Raw genomic sequence first — 14,032 nt, 5'->3', positions numbered from 1 at the left:
TCAGGCCTGCTCCTGTGCCGCCCTGTAGGCAGCCAGCAGATCCTCGACCGCAATGCCGTCGATCTTCATGCCGGTCATTCGGCATGCCGTTATCTGCGTGCCGGACAGGTTTGAATTGCTCAGTTTCAGTCCGGTAAAATTGACGTCATCGATCGACCAGCCGGACATGTTGCTGTCCGTAAACGACGCACCGGAAAAGTTGATGTCGTTGAAGCGTGTTCCGGCCAGATTGACATTGTTGAAGACCGTCCCCGACAGATTGACGTTATCGAAACTGGAGCCCGAGAGTGTGGCGCTCGTCGCATCCACAATGTCGATAACGTCCTTGATCTGCATGTTGGTCTGCCTTCGCGCTGTGACACGAACGGCAGACTGCAATGCCGATTGTGGGTTTGCAAGCGCGATTTGATCCACGCGCTCCAACATCAGAATCCGGCTGACGGAAAATGTCAGCTCGGTTTGACGGTGCCCGGCATCGGCTTCAGCGTGTTCATCAGCGCGCCGTAAGGCAGGAGCATGACGAGGCCGACGAGAACCTTGACCGAAAGATCGCCCAGCGCCCAGGAAATCCATCGGGGGGCTTCCAGAGCGAACGCTCCGAGCAGCGGCGCGCTTTCGATGGCGAAGGCATCATTGGGGCCCACAAACGAGAAGCTTGCCGCAAAGGCGATGGAGAAGAACAGGGCCGTATCCAGCACCGAACCCAGCATGGAGCCGGCAAGCGGCGCATGCCACCAGCGCTGGCGGCGCAGGCGATTGAAGACCGAAATATCGAGCAGCTGGCCGATCAGATAGGCGGTGCCGGAAGCGACCGCGATACGGGGGATGGATGTCCAGAAGGACAGCGTGACGCCAACCACGAAGCCGGCAAGCACCACGCGGCGCGCGACAGAGGGGCCGAACTGGCGATTCGTCAGGTCGGTGACGAGGAAGGCGACAGGATAGGTGAAAGCGCCCCAGGTCAGAAGGTCACCGAGGTTGATACCAAACAGCGAGCCCGACAGCGGATATTGCACCAGAATATTGGAGGCGACGACGACGAGCGTCATCAGCAGAACGTAGATAAGCGTGAAGCGCAGATAGGGCATTTTTTTATCCTGGGTGATGCCACCAGTTGGAGCCACACATCGGACCGAAACGTCTCAAACGGTTTCCGCAAAATCCGATGCAACGAAAATCTAAAACAAACAAAAGGCTTGAGTGGCAAAAAGCCATTCAAGCCTTCTGAACATCAGATGGTGTCGAAGCCGCTATTAGGCAGCTTCAGCCGTCTTCTTGGCGATCTGGCGGCGCAGGAGACGAGCGCGCATGCTCAGTTCGTTTTCGCCGGACTTCAGAAGGAAGGCATCGAGGCCGCCACGGTGTTCAACGGAGCGCAGGGCTGCTGCGGAAACACGCAGGCGGAAACGCTGGCCGAGAGCATCGGAGATCAACGTAACCTGGCAAAGGTTCGGGAGGAACCGGCGCTTGGTCTTGTTGTTGGCGTGGCTGACGTTGTTGCCCGTCTGGACGCCCTTGCCGGTCAATTCGCATACACGGGACATGGGTACACCTATTTTGTTTTGTCTGTTTCACCACTGGCTCGCCACCGGCAAAACCGTGGTGGCAATCCAACTGGCCATGATTGGAAAGTTGCGGTTCTATAGTCAGACGGGACTTAACAGTCAAGCCGCCCGCGAGCAAATCAAAGGAAATTCCGGCGTTTTCAACCGTTGTCCGCTTTTTTATTGCCACAAGTCAGCGTATATGATCGCCCGATAAGGCCGCTTCCGCGCCTCTTTTAAGGTGATATCGAAATGATTGCCAGAGGAAAAAGCATTTTCATGGCCGCTGCTATGGCGTTTGCGGGCGTCTCCCCCTCGCTCGCCGCCGAAGCACGCCACACAAGCGAATACAGCATCAATCTCGGCATTCTGCCGATTGCACGAGCTAGTTTTTCGACTCGTATGGACGGGCCTAATTATTCGATTTCTGGTTCCTTCAGCGCCGCCGGCCTTGCCAGCATTCTGAAGGATATTTCCGGCAAGACGACCGTTTCCGGCGCCAAGCGCGGCCACCGGCTGCAGGCGAACGAATATTCGCTGGTCTACAAGGATGGCAAGCGGGTACGCACCTATGACGTTGTCTATCGCAACGGCAACGTCACATCCACGACGGTGAAACCGGAACCGAAGGCGCGGCCGGACAATTGGGTTGACGTGAAGGACCGCGACCTGCGCTCGGTTCTCGATCCGATTTCCGGTCTCATCATTCCCTCCGGTGGCCGCATCTGCCCGACCCGCCTGCCGATCTATGACGGCGAATCGCGTCTCGACCTGGTTTTGAGCCCCAGCGGCACCAAACCTTTCAAGACCGATGGCTTCAGCGGCGATGCCATCGTCTGCAAGGCGCGTTATGTGCCGAAGTCGGGTTACCGGCAGGGGCGCAAGGATATCGAATATCTGAAATCCATCTCCATGGAGATCTGGTTCGCCAAGTCGAACAATATGGATGTCTATGCGCCGGTTTATGCGATCATCCCGACGCGGGTGGGGCAGGTTTATATTACCGCGACGAAATACGGCGGCTGACGCGCGGTCGCTTAACGGGCAGTGCCCTGGGAATTAAGGCACGTCCCCAGGCGACCAGCCGGGTTCGGCCATGACGAAGCTCGAAAAGGCAAAGCCCGGGGAGACGGTGCAGCCGACGAGGGTGAAATCGCCAAGGCTTTCCGCCGATTGCCAGCAATTGGCGGGCACGATCACCTGTGGGCGCTCGCCCTCCAGAATGGCGGGGCCGAGCGTGAAGGTCTGCACTTCCCGGCCGTCCTGCGAAAGATGCAGCGCGATCGGCGCGCCGGCATAATAGTGCCACACCTCCACCGCGTCCGTGACCCGGTGCCAGTGCGACCGATCACCCTTTTCCAGAAGATAATAGATCGCCGTGGAATGGCCGCGCTCGCCGCCGGCCTTGTCGCGGAACGTCTGGTGATAGAACCCGCCCTCGGGATGCGGCTCAAGCTCAAGTTCGCGAATGATCGCCTGCGCCGATAAATCCGTTCCCATCAGAAATTATCCTTGCGCGTGCGGATTTCCGCGAAGACATCGGCATCGGTGGCGCTTTCGAGGCCCAGATGTCTGCGGATACCGGCATCCGCCACCCGCATATAGGGATTGGTCTGTTTTTCGAGCCCGATGGTGGTTGGAATGGTGAATTCATTGGCCTGCCGCGCCGTCTCGATGCGGGAAGCGCGCTCGCGCAGCACGGCGTTATCGGGATCGACGGTCAGCGCAAAACGGGCATTCGAAAGCGTGTATTCGTGGCCGAAATAGACCCTTGTATCATCCGGCAGGGCCATCAGTTTCTGGAAGGAGTGCCACATATCCGCCGCCGGGCGTTCGAACAGCCGGCCGCAGCCCATGGCAAACAGCGTATCGGCGGCAAACAGGAGCCCGTCATCCGGCAGGTAATAACAGATATGCCCCGCCGTATGGCCGGGTGTGGCGATGACCTGAACGCGGCGTCCGGCGAATTCGAATTCGTCGCCATCGGCCTGTGAACGGTCGAGGCCTGGTATCGCAATCGCCTCGTCGTAGGGGCCGTGCACCTCGCATCGGAACTTGTCCTTCAGCGCCAGATTGGCTTCCACATGGTCCTGATGGTGGTGGGTGGTGAAGATATGCGTGAGCTTCCAGCCGTGGCCGTCGAGGGCGTGCAGGATAGGCCCTTCTTCCGGCGCGTCTATGGCGGCCGTCGCCCCGCTTTCGGGATCGTGCAACAGAACCCCGAAATTGTCGCTGCGGCAAAGAAAGACGTCTATTTCCAAAGGTTTCATCGTATCCTCTCCATTTGCCGGCCAAAACCGGCGCATTCGCCCGCCTGACTTTCCCTACTGGCTACCAATGTAAGGGCAGACGCCTTGAAGTCCAACCGCCTGATGCTACATTCTCGTCCATGAATACCGATATCGTCGATCTGCGCGAATTCTATCATTCCCCGCTTGGCCGCTCGGCCGAGCAGGCGGTCACCATGGCGCTTTCGACGCTGTGGCCGCCCTTGCCGGAAGAGCGGCTGGTCGGCCTCGGTTATGCCGTGCCGTTTCTGGAGCGGTTCCGCCATGATACGGAGCGCACCTTCGCCTTCATGCCGGCGGGGCAGGGCGCAGTGAACTGGCCAGCGGGCGAACTCTCCTCCACCGCGCTGGTGTTTGATGAGGAACTGCCGCTGCCCGATTCGTCTATCGATCGGGTATTGATGGTGCATGCGCTGGAATTTGCCGAAAATCCGCGTGAAAGTTTGAAGGAGCTGTGGCGGGTGCTGGCGCCCGGCGGCCGTCTTGTTATCGTGGTGCCGAACAGGCGCGGGGTCTGGGCACGCATGGAACATACGCCCTTCGGTTCCGGCCGGCCCTATTCGCGCGGGCAGCTGACGGCGCTTTTGCGCGAAACCAATTTCACGCCGGGCGCCACCGCCGAGGCGCTGTTCTTTCCGCCCACCACGAGCCGGCCGGTGCTGAAATTCCGTCGTTATCTCGAACATACCGGCCGCAGGCTTTGGCCGTTGTTTTCCGGTGTCATCGTGGTAGAAGCCCAGAAGCGTCTCTATCAGGGGTTGCCCGTCACCCAGCGTGCCTCGCGCCGGGTTTTCGTGCCCGTGCTCGCGCCGCAGGGCGTGCCCACCACCCGCACTGCTGCAAGCCAAGGAAAGCCGCGCTGACCCTCGACAAAGTGCCCATTCCGGTCTAATGCCTCCGGCATTGCTTTTGCCGGGTTCTCCGGCGTTTTTCCAAAGGTCGATCAAATGAGTGCAGAGCTTAACCAACCTGTTCCGCGTCCGGGTATTCTGGATATCGCCGCTTATGTTCCCGGCAAGGAACATGTGGACGGCGTTGCGAAGGTTTATAAGCTCTCCTCCAATGAAACGCCGCTCGGGCCGAGCCCGAAGGCGATAGAGGCTTTCAGCACGGCTGCCAGCCATCTGGAAATCTATCCGGACGGACAGGCGATTGCGCTGCGCCAGGCGATTGCCGACGTGCATGGCCTCAACATCGCAAACATCCTGTGCGGGAACGGTTCGGACGAGCTTCTCGGCCTGCTTTGCCACGTTTATCTCGGTACAGGCGATGAGGCGATCATCACCGAACACGGTTTCCTCGTCTACAAGATCCAGATCATGGGCGCGGGCGCGACCCCGGTGACGGTGAAGGAAAAGGATTGCGCTGTCGATGTGGATGCAATCCTCGCCGCCGTGACGCCGAAGACGAAGATGGTATTTGTCGCCAATCCGGGTAACCCCACCGGCACCTATGTTCCAGTCGCGGAAATCCGCCGCCTGCAGGCCGGCCTGCCGAAACATGTCGTGCTGGTGCTGGATGCGGCTTATGCCGAATATGTGCGCAAGAATGATTACGAAGCCGGTCTGGAGCTGGTTTCCGGCAACCGCAACGTGGTGATGACCCGCACCTTCTCCAAGGTTTACGGTCTGGCCGCACTGCGTGTGGGCTGGATGTATGCCCCGGTGGATATCATCGATGCGCTGAACCGTGTGCGCGGCCCGTTCAACATGAGCGCGCCAGCCATTGCGGCGGGTGCCGCTGCGATCCGCGATCAGGCATTCGTTCAAAAGGCTGTGGCGCATAATGCCCTGTGGATGGAAAAGCTGGTCACGACCTTTACCGGTCTCGGCCTCACCGTCACGCCATCCGTTGCCAACTTCATCCTCATCCATTTCCCGGATCAGGACGGCAAGCGGGCGGCGGATGCGGATGAATTCCTGAGCCGCCGTGGCTATATCCTGCGCGCGGTGCGCGGTTACGGTTTCCCGAATGCGCTCAGAATGACCGTGGGTTCTGAAGAGGCCAATCTCGGCGTTATCGCTGCTCTCACCGAGTTCATGGGGCAGGCGTGATGGGCGAAATCATGTTTGAACGCATCGCGCTGATCGGCATCGGCCTGATCGGCTCGTCGATTGCCCGTGATATCAGCGAACTCGGGCTTGCCCGCCATGTGACGATTTCCACCCGCAGCGAAGACACGCTGAAACGGGCGGAAGAACTGGCGCTCGGCACCGATTACACGGTTTCGGCGGCGGAGGCGGTGAAAGATGCCGATCTCGTCATCGTTTCGGTGCCCGTCGGTGCTTCGGAAAGCGTGGCGCAACAGATCGCCCCGTATCTGAAGCCGGGCGCCATCGTCACCGATGTCGGCTCCACCAAGGCTTCGGTCATCGCGCAGATGGCCCCGCATATGCCTGACAACGTGCATTTCATTCCCGGCCATCCGCTGGCGGGCACGGAAAAATCCGGCCCGGATGCCGGTTTTGCCGGCCTCTTCCGCGATCGCTGGTGCATCTTCACGCCGCTGGCGGGCACGGATGCCGCAGCGCTGGAAAGGCTGCAGGATTTCTGGCGGGCGCTCGGTTCGCGCGTGGATGAAATGGATGCCGAACACCACGACAAGGTTCTGGCGATCGTTTCGCATCTGCCGCACATCATCGCCTATAATATCGTTGGCACCGCGGATGATTTGGAGACTGTGACCGAATCGGAAGTCATCAAATATTCCGCTTCCGGTTTCCGTGACTTCACGCGTCTCGCGGCTTCCGATCCCACCATGTGGCGCGATGTCTGCCTGCATAACAAGGATGCCATCCTCGAAATGCTGGCGCGGTTTTCCGAAGACCTTGCCTCCCTGCAAAGGGCGATCCGCTGGGGAGAGGGCGACAAGCTGTTCGAACTGTTTTCCCGCACCCGCTCCATCCGCCGCTCCATCATCGAGGCCGGTCAGGACGTCGATACGCCTGACTTCGGCCGTCACGCGCTGGATCAGAAGAAGTAAGCCTGCAAGGCAAAGCGCGATTTTAAGGCAAGGCGCGATTTTCTCTCTTCGTCATGCCGGACTAGATCCGGCATCCAGCCACGGCGCGTCTGCGCCGTGAGTAGACTCTTTTGCGATCAAAGACTTGATCGTGCTGGGCCCCGGAACAAGTCCGGGTGACGGAGCGGGGTGCTACAGCTCAGATCGGCGGAATCTTGCCCAGCGGAATGAAGCCGCTGACAGTGGCGCGGCCGCGATCCACCACGAGGTCGACGGATGCCCTGTCTCCGCCGCCGGCGAGCGCGCCGAGCAGCTTGCGGGCGGTGTCGATGGTGGATTGCAGCTGCGGAAACGCCTGTTTGGCATTGTCCGACCATGCGCCGAGCTTTTCGATTTCCAGCTTGAACTTTCCGGAGAGATAACCCTCATTGTCGAAGGCGAAGGGGCCGCTGATGCGCATGGTGCGGCCCTCGCCAATATCGGCCACCAGCCGGCGAAGCTCGCCGCTTGTGCCATAAAGGCCGGATTTATCGCTGCCATCCACCATGCCTGCCTTGCCCGCGAGCGTGACGTCAATGATGGCGTCGAGGCGGGGAAGAACCTGCGGCCAGTCCTTGATGACGGTTGCCGAATCGGTGAGCGTAATCGCGCCGTCGAGATCGGCGCCGTTCTGACGCAGATGCATTTCCGTCTTGACGGCATCGAAGTCGATGGTCTGGCCGGTGATGGAGGAAACCGCCTGCGCCTTCAACCCGTCGATGACGAGCGAGCTGCGGTCGATGCCCTTCAGCTTGGTGACGATGCTGGACTGCATGTTCTTCCAGGCAGCCGAAATTGTCAGGCCGTGGGCCGAGCGAATTTCCGCGGGCGAATCGAGTTCCCAGACGATGTGGCCGGGATTATAGACCTGCGCCGCCGAGCGAAGTTCCCCAAAAGAAGCGGAAACACCGTTTTCGCTGTCGTCCACCGTCACCTTGGAGCAGAAAAGGCCGATGCGGAAGGGATAACCCTTGAAGGAGATATCGCCGCATTCGCCGCTGACGCTGCGGGCCTGCGAGGGGGAGATGACATTCAGCACCGTCTGCTTCAGCCGCTCTGCGGCGTAAAACCACCCGGCGGTGTAAAGTCCGATAACCACCGCGACGGCGATGGCGAGCCAGAGGAATTTTTTGGCCGTGCCGGATTGGCTTGACGCTGCCATATTGATCTCCGATGAACAGACTTCAGATATTTTTGATTTGGCTTGGGATATGGACGATTTTTGGGTCTTTGGCTACGGTTCGTTGATGTGGAACCCCGGCTTCGCTTTCGAGGAGAGACAGCAGGCACGGCTGCACGGCTATAGGCGCTCGCTCTGCATCAGCTCCAACTTTTACAGAGGTACGGAGGAAAAGCCTGGCCTCGTTCTCGGCCTGGAGCGCGGCGGCTCCTGCCTTGGTGTCGCCTTCCGCGTGCGCGGAGCGGACCACGATCCCGTCATGGCCTATCTGCGCGAGCGCGAACTGGTGACGAATGTCTACAAGGAGCGGGTGGTTTCCATTGCGCTCGCCAATGGCCGACGCGGCAGTGCGGTGACCTATGTGGCCGATCCCGCACATGAGCAATATATCGGCGGTCTCGGTGTTGCCGAATCGGCTGTCATCATCGCGGCCGCGACCGGGCGCTCCGGGCCGAACACGGACTATGTGTTCAACACCGTGCAGCATCTGCAGGAGATGGGCATTCGCGACTCACTGCTCGAAAGCATCGCCGCGAGCGTCGGTACGCTTTCGGCTCAGCCGGCCGTGGTTTCCTTGCCCTGAAGTTCGGCGATCCGCTTTACAGCGGTCGGCGGCAGCGGCAAATGCGGGTTGTTGCGGGCTGTTTCAAGCAGCAGTTCGTCGCTCGCCTTTTCCGTCACCTCGATCAGGCGCTTGAAGAACACGTCGGGGTCGAGCCCCGGCTCGATGGCCGGCAGGATACGCACCTTGAAATGGCCGGGATAACGCATGGTGGACCGGCGCGGCCAGAAGAGGCCGGGGTGCATGGCGACGGGAATGACCGGAACCTGAAGGTCACGGTAAAGCCTTGCGATGCCGTAACGATATTCGGGCTCCGCGCCCGGCGGGCGGCGCGTACCTTCCGGATAGATGATGAGTTCGCGGCCTGCGGCCATTTCCTCTTTCGCCCGCTCCATCACCTTCAGCATCACCTTGCCGCGCGCGGCGCGGTTGACCGGGATCATGCGCTGTTTCATCACATACCAGCCGAACAGCGGAATCCACATCAGTTCCCGTTTCAGGATGTAGACGGGGTCCGGCAGATTGGGCAGCAGCGCGTAGGTATCCCAGAAGGATTGATGCTTGGGGGCGAAGATGCAGCCGGTTTCCGGAATGTTCTCCAGCCCCTCGATTTCGAAAGTGGTGCCGACGATGGTTTTCATCAGCCAATGGTTGGACCGGGCCCAATTCTTGGGAATTTCGAAGGCGATCTTGCGCGGCAGAATGAAATAGATCGGTGTCAGCACAATCATGCGGACAATCAGATTGAGGTAAAACAGCGTATTGAAAAGAAAAGAGCGCAGCTTGAGCATCAACAGCCTTCCCGGAGCGCAGCCGTTCCGAAGCCTTGGACAGGCCTCGATGCCGGATGCCGATGCCAGACGCCTACACGAAAACAAGGGGCGGCAGCAAGCGTGTTTCTGGCGGTTTAAGACGATGCTGCCGTCACTTTCGGCGGGGCGTGATCCGTGAGGGCCTTGCGCAGGCCGTCGCCCTTGCCGAAGCCGGTGAGGTCGCGGCCGGCCGCCGCCACGAACTTCAGATATTCGTAGAGCAGGGTTCTCACCACATCCGGTTCCACGAACCAGTTGGTGCGGGCAAGATCGGCGCTGATGACGGGATAGGCGATGAATTCCGTCTGCGGGCTGGCGTTGCGCAATTCATGCAGGCTGCGGTGCATGTGATAATTATTGGTGACGACGACAATGGAGGCATAGTTGTGATCGCGTATCCAGCTTGCCGCTTCATTGGCGTTGCCGATCGTGTCTATCGCCTTGTAGCCCATATCCACGCAGCAGGTGAACATGTCAGATGACCCTTGGGTCATCTTGCGGATCTGCGAGCGGGTGGTGGCCGGGTTGACGCCTGATATCAACAGCCGTTTGCCCACGCCATCCCTGAGCAGGCCGACAGCCTGCTCGATGCGCTGATAACCGCCGGTGAGAACGATGATGGCGTCGCCTCTCGCCCCCTCCGGCGGGCGCATGGAGGCAACGGAATCTGCAAACCACAAAAAACCGCCGGAAAATGCGCCGAGCGCAATGACGCAGAGCAGGATGATACCGCGAATAAAACGGCGCAGACGACCACGCCGCGACAACAGGCCCTTTTGGGCCGGCCGCGCCGTCGTCTGATCCTGGTCCATCCGACTCACAAACATTCCTCCTGAATACTCGCCGATTAAGGCAAGGAACAGGCATTTTTGTCCACCGCCCGCAGGTTACATCCGGCGTGTGACGGTTTCAGTTTTCCCGTGGAATTTCGGTCGTCATTTCACGATGCGAGGCCGTCGCTTTTCGATGGATCGGAGCGAACGCGGTCGATATCGTCGATGGTGCGAATGACTGTCACGCGCGCGGTGAGGGTTGTGAGCAACGCAATGATGATCATGGTCATGGCAATGCCGAGATAACCGCCGAGACCGACCGAAAACGATCCGAAAAGCGCGCTCGCCTGATCGCTCTGCGGCGTGGCGACGGTGCTTGACTGCCAGAAACCGGCGACGAGGAACACGGCCGCTGCCAGTGCGCTGCCGGCGGCGGCCCCCTTGAGGCTGATCTTCAGAAAGTGCTTCTGGAATTCGCGGGCCACAAAGCTGCTTTCCGCGCCGACGAAATGCAGCACCTCGACGATGTGCCGGTTGCCGGAAAGCGCGCCGCGCGTGGCGAATACCACCGTCAGCACCATGGCCGTGAAGACGAGGATGAGCACGCCGACGCCGATCATGACCGTGGTTCTGGCCATGGAAACCAGCCTGTCGACCCAGGTGCGGTGGTCGTCCAGAAAGGCCTGCGGGATTTCCGTCTTCAGCATGTCCCGCATAGCCTGGAAATCGGGCGGGTTGCTTTCATCGATGGTGATGACGACGAGGCGCGGTATGGGAAGTTCGGAGAGGTCGAGGCCGCTGCCGAGCCATGGCTCCAGCAGGCGCGATGTCGCCGCATCGTCGAGGATCGTGCCGTCACGGGTGCCGACGAAAGTCAGCGCCAGATTACGTGCCTTGTTCAGCGCCGTATTCATGTCCAGCCCGTCCTCGGGTTTGATCTGGATGGTGATTTCGCGGGAAATCTGGCTCTGCCAGGTGGCGGCGGTGGCACGCACCATGGAGACCGCACCGAGCGTCAGGCAGGCGAGAAAGGCCATGATGGCAATCACCACCATCAGCGCATTGCCCTGAATGTTGGAGGGCGGCAGGATGGGCGCCATGGGCCGGATGCGCATGGGCGGGCGCTTCGGCTGGGCCGCTTCCGGTTTCAAGGCTTTGCGGTTGATCTCATTCATAGATATCGAGCCGCCCTTCGGTCAGGATCATCCGGCGCGCATTGATCTGGTCCATCAGTCCGAAATCATGGGTGGCGATGACGACGGCCGTGCCCAGCCGGTTGAGTTCAAGGAAGAGGTTGAGAAGGCGTTTGGCCATCGGCGGATCGACGTTGCCGGTCGGCTCGTCAGCCAGCAATATTTCCGGCTGGTCCATCAGCGCGCGGGCAATAGCGGCGCGCTGCTTTTCGCCGCCGGAAAGGATGGCCGGCAGCACATTGATGCGCTCGCCGAGCCCCACCCATTTCAGAAGCTCGATCACATCATTGCGGTAAGCGCTTTCTTCCTTGCCGCGCACGCGCAGCGGCAGGGCGACATTCTCATAGGTCGTCAGATGATCGAGCAGCCGGAAATCCTGAAACACGATGCCGACGCGGCGGCGCAGCATCGGCAGCTCGCTGCGCGGAATGCGCGACACATCGCGGTTGAACATGCGGATATGGCCGCGCGTGGGCTGCAGCGACATCAGGAGCAGGCGCAGGAGCGTGGTCTTGCCGGCGCCCGACGGACCGGTCAGAAACTGGAATGAACCCTTGGGAATGTCGAAGGTCATGTCCCTCAGGATTTCGGGTCCCATGCCGTAACGCAACCCGACATTTTCGAAATGGATCAACGGACTTCCAGTCTCTTCGTTTCGTGGTGGTTCGCAAGCCGCCGGCGCGTGCGACCCGGACGGCGCGGTTTAACCCGGTTCCGGTGGCCTGTGCGAGCCGCTTTTGCGAAGCATTAACCAATTAAATTTAAAACTTGGCAGGATTCGTTGCAATGCCCAGTTTTGCGGGCCGGAAAACCTCACCCAAGGAATTCTATGGCTATGTTCCGTTCATCTCGCCGGCAAGCGGCATTCGATTTTGACCTCCTGATGCCGGAAACACCGGCGCGCCGAACGGCGCGGGCGGCAAATCCCGACCGCGATGTGGTAGACGCGGAATTTGTCACCATCAAGGAAAACCGTGTCCGTCAGCCCGGAAACGACAATTGCGGCGCGGCACGTCGGCAAATGGCGAAGCCATCAGTCACTATCGGTGCGCTTGGCCTCGCCTTCATCGGCTGGCTGGACCGCAGGTTGTCGCGCCTTTCTGCGGATGCCTATTCGGCGCTGGTGGCGGGGCTCGCGATTTTCGTTTTCGTCTGTTCCGGTGGCCTGTCTATTGTGGTTCCGGAAAAGTCGGCGGTCGCCGCCTCGGTCAATCCGCTCGCCATTTCCCATGTCACGATCACGCCGCAGGAAGCGGGCGGCATGGATATATTGCTCATCAACGGCATCGTGGAAAACAATGGCGGCAATCTGGAAGAGGTACCGGCCCTTCGCGCCGATCTCTTCGCCGCCAAGGGACAGCTGGTGGCCAGCATGGTCATCGAGCCGCCGGTCAAGGAGATGCAGCCCGGTTTCAGCCACGGTTTTTCAGCAAAACTGCGCCATCCCGGTGGAAAAACGCCCGAGATCAAGCTTTCCTTTGTTGAGGCGGGTGCGTCCGCACGCTGACTGTGCTAACGCGTGGTCTTCGTATTTTTACTGAAAGGTAAAATCGGCAAGGCGCAGCACAGGAGTAAGAATGCCCGTCGTCCGTGGAAAAAACATCGAGCCGCTTTATACCGCCGAGCAGATCGCCGAGCGCAATCGCGACATGGCCAAGCACATTGCCAGCGGCCCGACCAAGGATTTGCTGGTTATCGCCGTGCTCAAGGGATCGTTCATTTTCGCGGCCGATCTTATCCGCGCGCTGCATGACAGCGGCCTTGCTCCCGAAGTCGAATTCATCACGCTGTCCAGCTATGGGGCCGGCACGGTCTCGCAAGGGGTGAGGATCGTCAAGGATATCGACAGCGACGTGAAGGACCGCGATGTGCTGCTGATCGACGACATTCTCGAATCCGGCCGCACGCTGCGTTTTGCCAAGGAACTGCTTTACGAGCGCGGCGCCCGCCACGTCACCATCGCCGTGCTGCTCGACAAGAAGGTCAAGCGCAAGGAAGATCTGGAGGCCGATTATGTCGGCTTCGAATGTCCTGATTATTTCGTTGTCGGTTACGGCATGGACGTGGCCTATGCCTTCCGCGAACTGCCTTTCGTCGGTGTGGTGACCGGCGACGCCTGAGTATCTTCCCCGTGCCGGAACGGCACAGGGCGGAGACGCCTCGTTAACCATTCACCCAGCCAAGGGCTGGGTGTTTACCTCTTGAAAAGAGGAGCCTGCGATGTTGCTCACGGCTGGAAATGATGCCCAGGAGCAATGAGTAATGGCGAAAATTCTGATTACCGAAGACGAGGATGCATTGCGGGCTTTCGTCGCCCGCGCCCTGCGTCTCGACGGTCACGAGACCCATGAGGCGGCTGACGGCGAGCAGGGGCTGGAAAAACTCCAGGAGACCAGTTTCGATCTTCTTCTTTCGGATATCCGCATGCCGGTCATGGATGGCATCGAGCTGGCGCACCGCGCCGCCGAAAGCTTCCCGGCCATGCGCATTTTGCTGATGACGGGTTACGCCGAGCAGCGCGAACGCGCGGATGATCTGGCGGAGAAGATCGTGGATGTGGTTTCCAAACCCTTTGCGCTTCCGGATATTCGCAAGGCTGTGGCGCGGGCGCTGGCGGCTTGAGCGACTGGATTGCAAAGATTAAAGGGCGGCCTTCGAGCCGCCTTTTTTGTTGGCCTG

The 14,032-nt window shown here is 60.0% G+C and carries 19 protein-coding genes; 9 read left to right on the top strand and 10 right to left on the bottom strand.

What is annotated here, in order from left to right:
* The 3 genes from CFBP5499_RS18780 to rpmB all read right to left on the bottom strand — a co-directional run bounded on the left by CFBP5499_RS18780 (nt 1) and on the right by rpmB (nt 1,544).
* Nucleotides 1-336: a pentapeptide repeat-containing protein gene (locus CFBP5499_RS18780; protein WP_080829375.1), complete on the bottom strand. Its 336-nt coding sequence runs from the start codon at nt 334-336 to the stop codon at nt 1-3.
* Nucleotides 337-449: 113 nt separating this feature from the next.
* Entirely contained in the window at nt 450-1,088 is a 639-nt protein-coding gene (locus tag CFBP5499_RS18775) for a queuosine precursor transporter (protein ID WP_080829376.1), read from the bottom strand.
* A 165-nt stretch (nt 1,089-1,253) separates the two neighbouring features.
* Complete coding sequence (gene rpmB / locus CFBP5499_RS18770; RefSeq protein ID WP_003509888.1) at nt 1,254-1,544, bottom strand: 50S ribosomal protein L28; 291 nt, start codon at nt 1,542-1,544, stop codon at nt 1,254-1,256.
* Here rpmB and CFBP5499_RS18765 point away from each other — a divergent pair.
* Nucleotides 1,543-1,761: a hypothetical protein gene (locus CFBP5499_RS18765; RefSeq protein ID WP_130932553.1), complete on the top strand. Its 219-nt coding sequence runs from the start codon at nt 1,543-1,545 to the stop codon at nt 1,759-1,761. The two genes, rpmB and CFBP5499_RS18765, sit on opposite strands and share 2 nt — an antisense overlap.
* A 35-nt stretch (nt 1,762-1,796) precedes the next feature.
* Entirely contained in the window at nt 1,797-2,570 is a 774-nt protein-coding gene (locus CFBP5499_RS18760; RefSeq protein WP_080829378.1) for a DUF3108 domain-containing protein, read from the top strand.
* 33 nt (nt 2,571-2,603) lie between these two features.
* Here the strand turns inward: CFBP5499_RS18760 and CFBP5499_RS18755 are convergent, their stop codons facing one another.
* Both CFBP5499_RS18755 and gloB read right to left on the bottom strand, forming a co-directional pair.
* Complete coding sequence (locus tag CFBP5499_RS18755) at nt 2,604-3,044, bottom strand: cupin domain-containing protein (protein ID WP_080829380.1); 441 nt, start codon at nt 3,042-3,044, stop codon at nt 2,604-2,606.
* On the bottom strand, nt 3,044-3,814 hold the full coding sequence (gene gloB, locus CFBP5499_RS18750) for a hydroxyacylglutathione hydrolase (protein ID WP_080830197.1): 771 nt from the start codon (nt 3,812-3,814) through the stop codon (nt 3,044-3,046). Before gloB ends, CFBP5499_RS18755 begins: the two co-directional genes overlap by 1 nt.
* 119 nt (nt 3,815-3,933) lie before the next feature.
* Between gloB and CFBP5499_RS18745 the strand changes: the two genes are divergently transcribed.
* The 3 genes from CFBP5499_RS18745 to CFBP5499_RS18735 all read left to right on the top strand — a co-directional run bounded on the left by CFBP5499_RS18745 (nt 3,934) and on the right by CFBP5499_RS18735 (nt 6,815).
* The gene (locus tag CFBP5499_RS18745; protein WP_080829382.1) at nt 3,934-4,695 is read left to right on the top strand and encodes a class I SAM-dependent methyltransferase; all 762 of its coding nucleotides are present in this window, start codon (nt 3,934-3,936) and stop codon (nt 4,693-4,695) included.
* Nucleotides 4,696-4,779: 84 nt separating this feature from the next.
* The gene (hisC, locus tag CFBP5499_RS18740) at nt 4,780-5,886 is read left to right on the top strand and encodes a histidinol-phosphate transaminase (protein ID WP_080829384.1); all 1,107 of its coding nucleotides are present in this window, start codon (nt 4,780-4,782) and stop codon (nt 5,884-5,886) included.
* Nucleotides 5,886-6,815 carry a prephenate/arogenate dehydrogenase family protein gene (locus tag CFBP5499_RS18735; RefSeq protein WP_080829387.1) on the top strand — a complete coding sequence of 310 codons (930 nt, stop codon included), beginning with the start codon at nt 5,886-5,888 and terminating at the stop codon, nt 6,813-6,815. Before hisC ends, CFBP5499_RS18735 begins: the two co-directional genes overlap by 1 nt.
* A gap of 178 nt (nt 6,816-6,993) precedes the next feature.
* On the opposite strand, the gene CFBP5499_RS18730 is transcribed toward CFBP5499_RS18735, so the two are convergent.
* Nucleotides 6,994-7,995, bottom strand: a complete 1,002-nt coding sequence (locus CFBP5499_RS18730; RefSeq protein ID WP_080829389.1) for a DUF2125 domain-containing protein — start codon at nt 7,993-7,995, stop codon at nt 6,994-6,996.
* Nucleotides 7,996-8,044: 49 nt separating this feature from the next.
* Between CFBP5499_RS18730 and CFBP5499_RS18725 the strand changes: the two genes are divergently transcribed.
* Entirely contained in the window at nt 8,045-8,596 is a 552-nt protein-coding gene (locus CFBP5499_RS18725; protein ID WP_080829391.1) for a gamma-glutamylcyclotransferase, read from the top strand.
* Here the strand turns inward: CFBP5499_RS18725 and CFBP5499_RS18720 are convergent.
* From CFBP5499_RS18720 to ftsE, 4 genes are all read right to left on the bottom strand, one after another.
* The gene (locus CFBP5499_RS18720; RefSeq protein WP_080829393.1) at nt 8,569-9,366 is read right to left on the bottom strand and encodes a lysophospholipid acyltransferase family protein; all 798 of its coding nucleotides are present in this window, start codon (nt 9,364-9,366) and stop codon (nt 8,569-8,571) included. The genes CFBP5499_RS18725 and CFBP5499_RS18720 overlap by 28 nt on opposite strands.
* Nucleotides 9,367-9,482: 116 nt before the next feature.
* Nucleotides 9,483-10,199: a YdcF family protein gene (locus tag CFBP5499_RS18715; RefSeq protein WP_175416899.1), complete on the bottom strand. Its 717-nt coding sequence runs from the start codon at nt 10,197-10,199 to the stop codon at nt 9,483-9,485.
* A 128-nt stretch (nt 10,200-10,327) separates the two neighbouring features.
* Complete coding sequence (locus CFBP5499_RS18710; protein WP_080829397.1) at nt 10,328-11,335, bottom strand: cell division protein FtsX; 1,008 nt, start codon at nt 11,333-11,335, stop codon at nt 10,328-10,330.
* Nucleotides 11,328-11,987 (bottom strand): cell division ATP-binding protein FtsE, encoded by a 660-nt coding sequence (gene ftsE, locus CFBP5499_RS18705; RefSeq protein ID WP_080829400.1) that lies wholly within the window; start codon nt 11,985-11,987, stop codon nt 11,328-11,330. Before ftsE ends, CFBP5499_RS18710 begins: the two co-directional genes overlap by 8 nt.
* Before the next feature lie 201 nt (nt 11,988-12,188).
* Here ftsE and CFBP5499_RS18700 point away from each other — a divergent pair, with 201 nt between their 5' ends.
* The 3 genes from CFBP5499_RS18700 to CFBP5499_RS18690 all read left to right on the top strand — a co-directional run bounded on the left by CFBP5499_RS18700 (nt 12,189) and on the right by CFBP5499_RS18690 (nt 13,975).
* Complete coding sequence (locus CFBP5499_RS18700; RefSeq protein ID WP_080829403.1) at nt 12,189-12,860, top strand: hypothetical protein; 672 nt, start codon at nt 12,189-12,191, stop codon at nt 12,858-12,860.
* 70 nt (nt 12,861-12,930) lie between these two features.
* Entirely contained in the window at nt 12,931-13,473 is a 543-nt protein-coding gene (hpt, locus tag CFBP5499_RS18695; protein ID WP_080829405.1) for a hypoxanthine phosphoribosyltransferase, read from the top strand.
* Nucleotides 13,474-13,615: 142 nt separating this feature from the next.
* A complete protein-coding gene (locus tag CFBP5499_RS18690) occupies nt 13,616-13,975 on the top strand; it encodes a response regulator (protein ID WP_003509924.1) in 360 nt (119 codons plus the stop codon).
* Nucleotides 13,976-14,032: the final 57 nt, after the last annotated feature.

The organism is Agrobacterium tumefaciens, assembly GCF_005221325.1.
GTDB lineage: Bacteria > Pseudomonadota > Alphaproteobacteria > Rhizobiales > Rhizobiaceae > Agrobacterium.
This window is presented reverse-complemented; position numbering and strand designations above follow the sequence as displayed.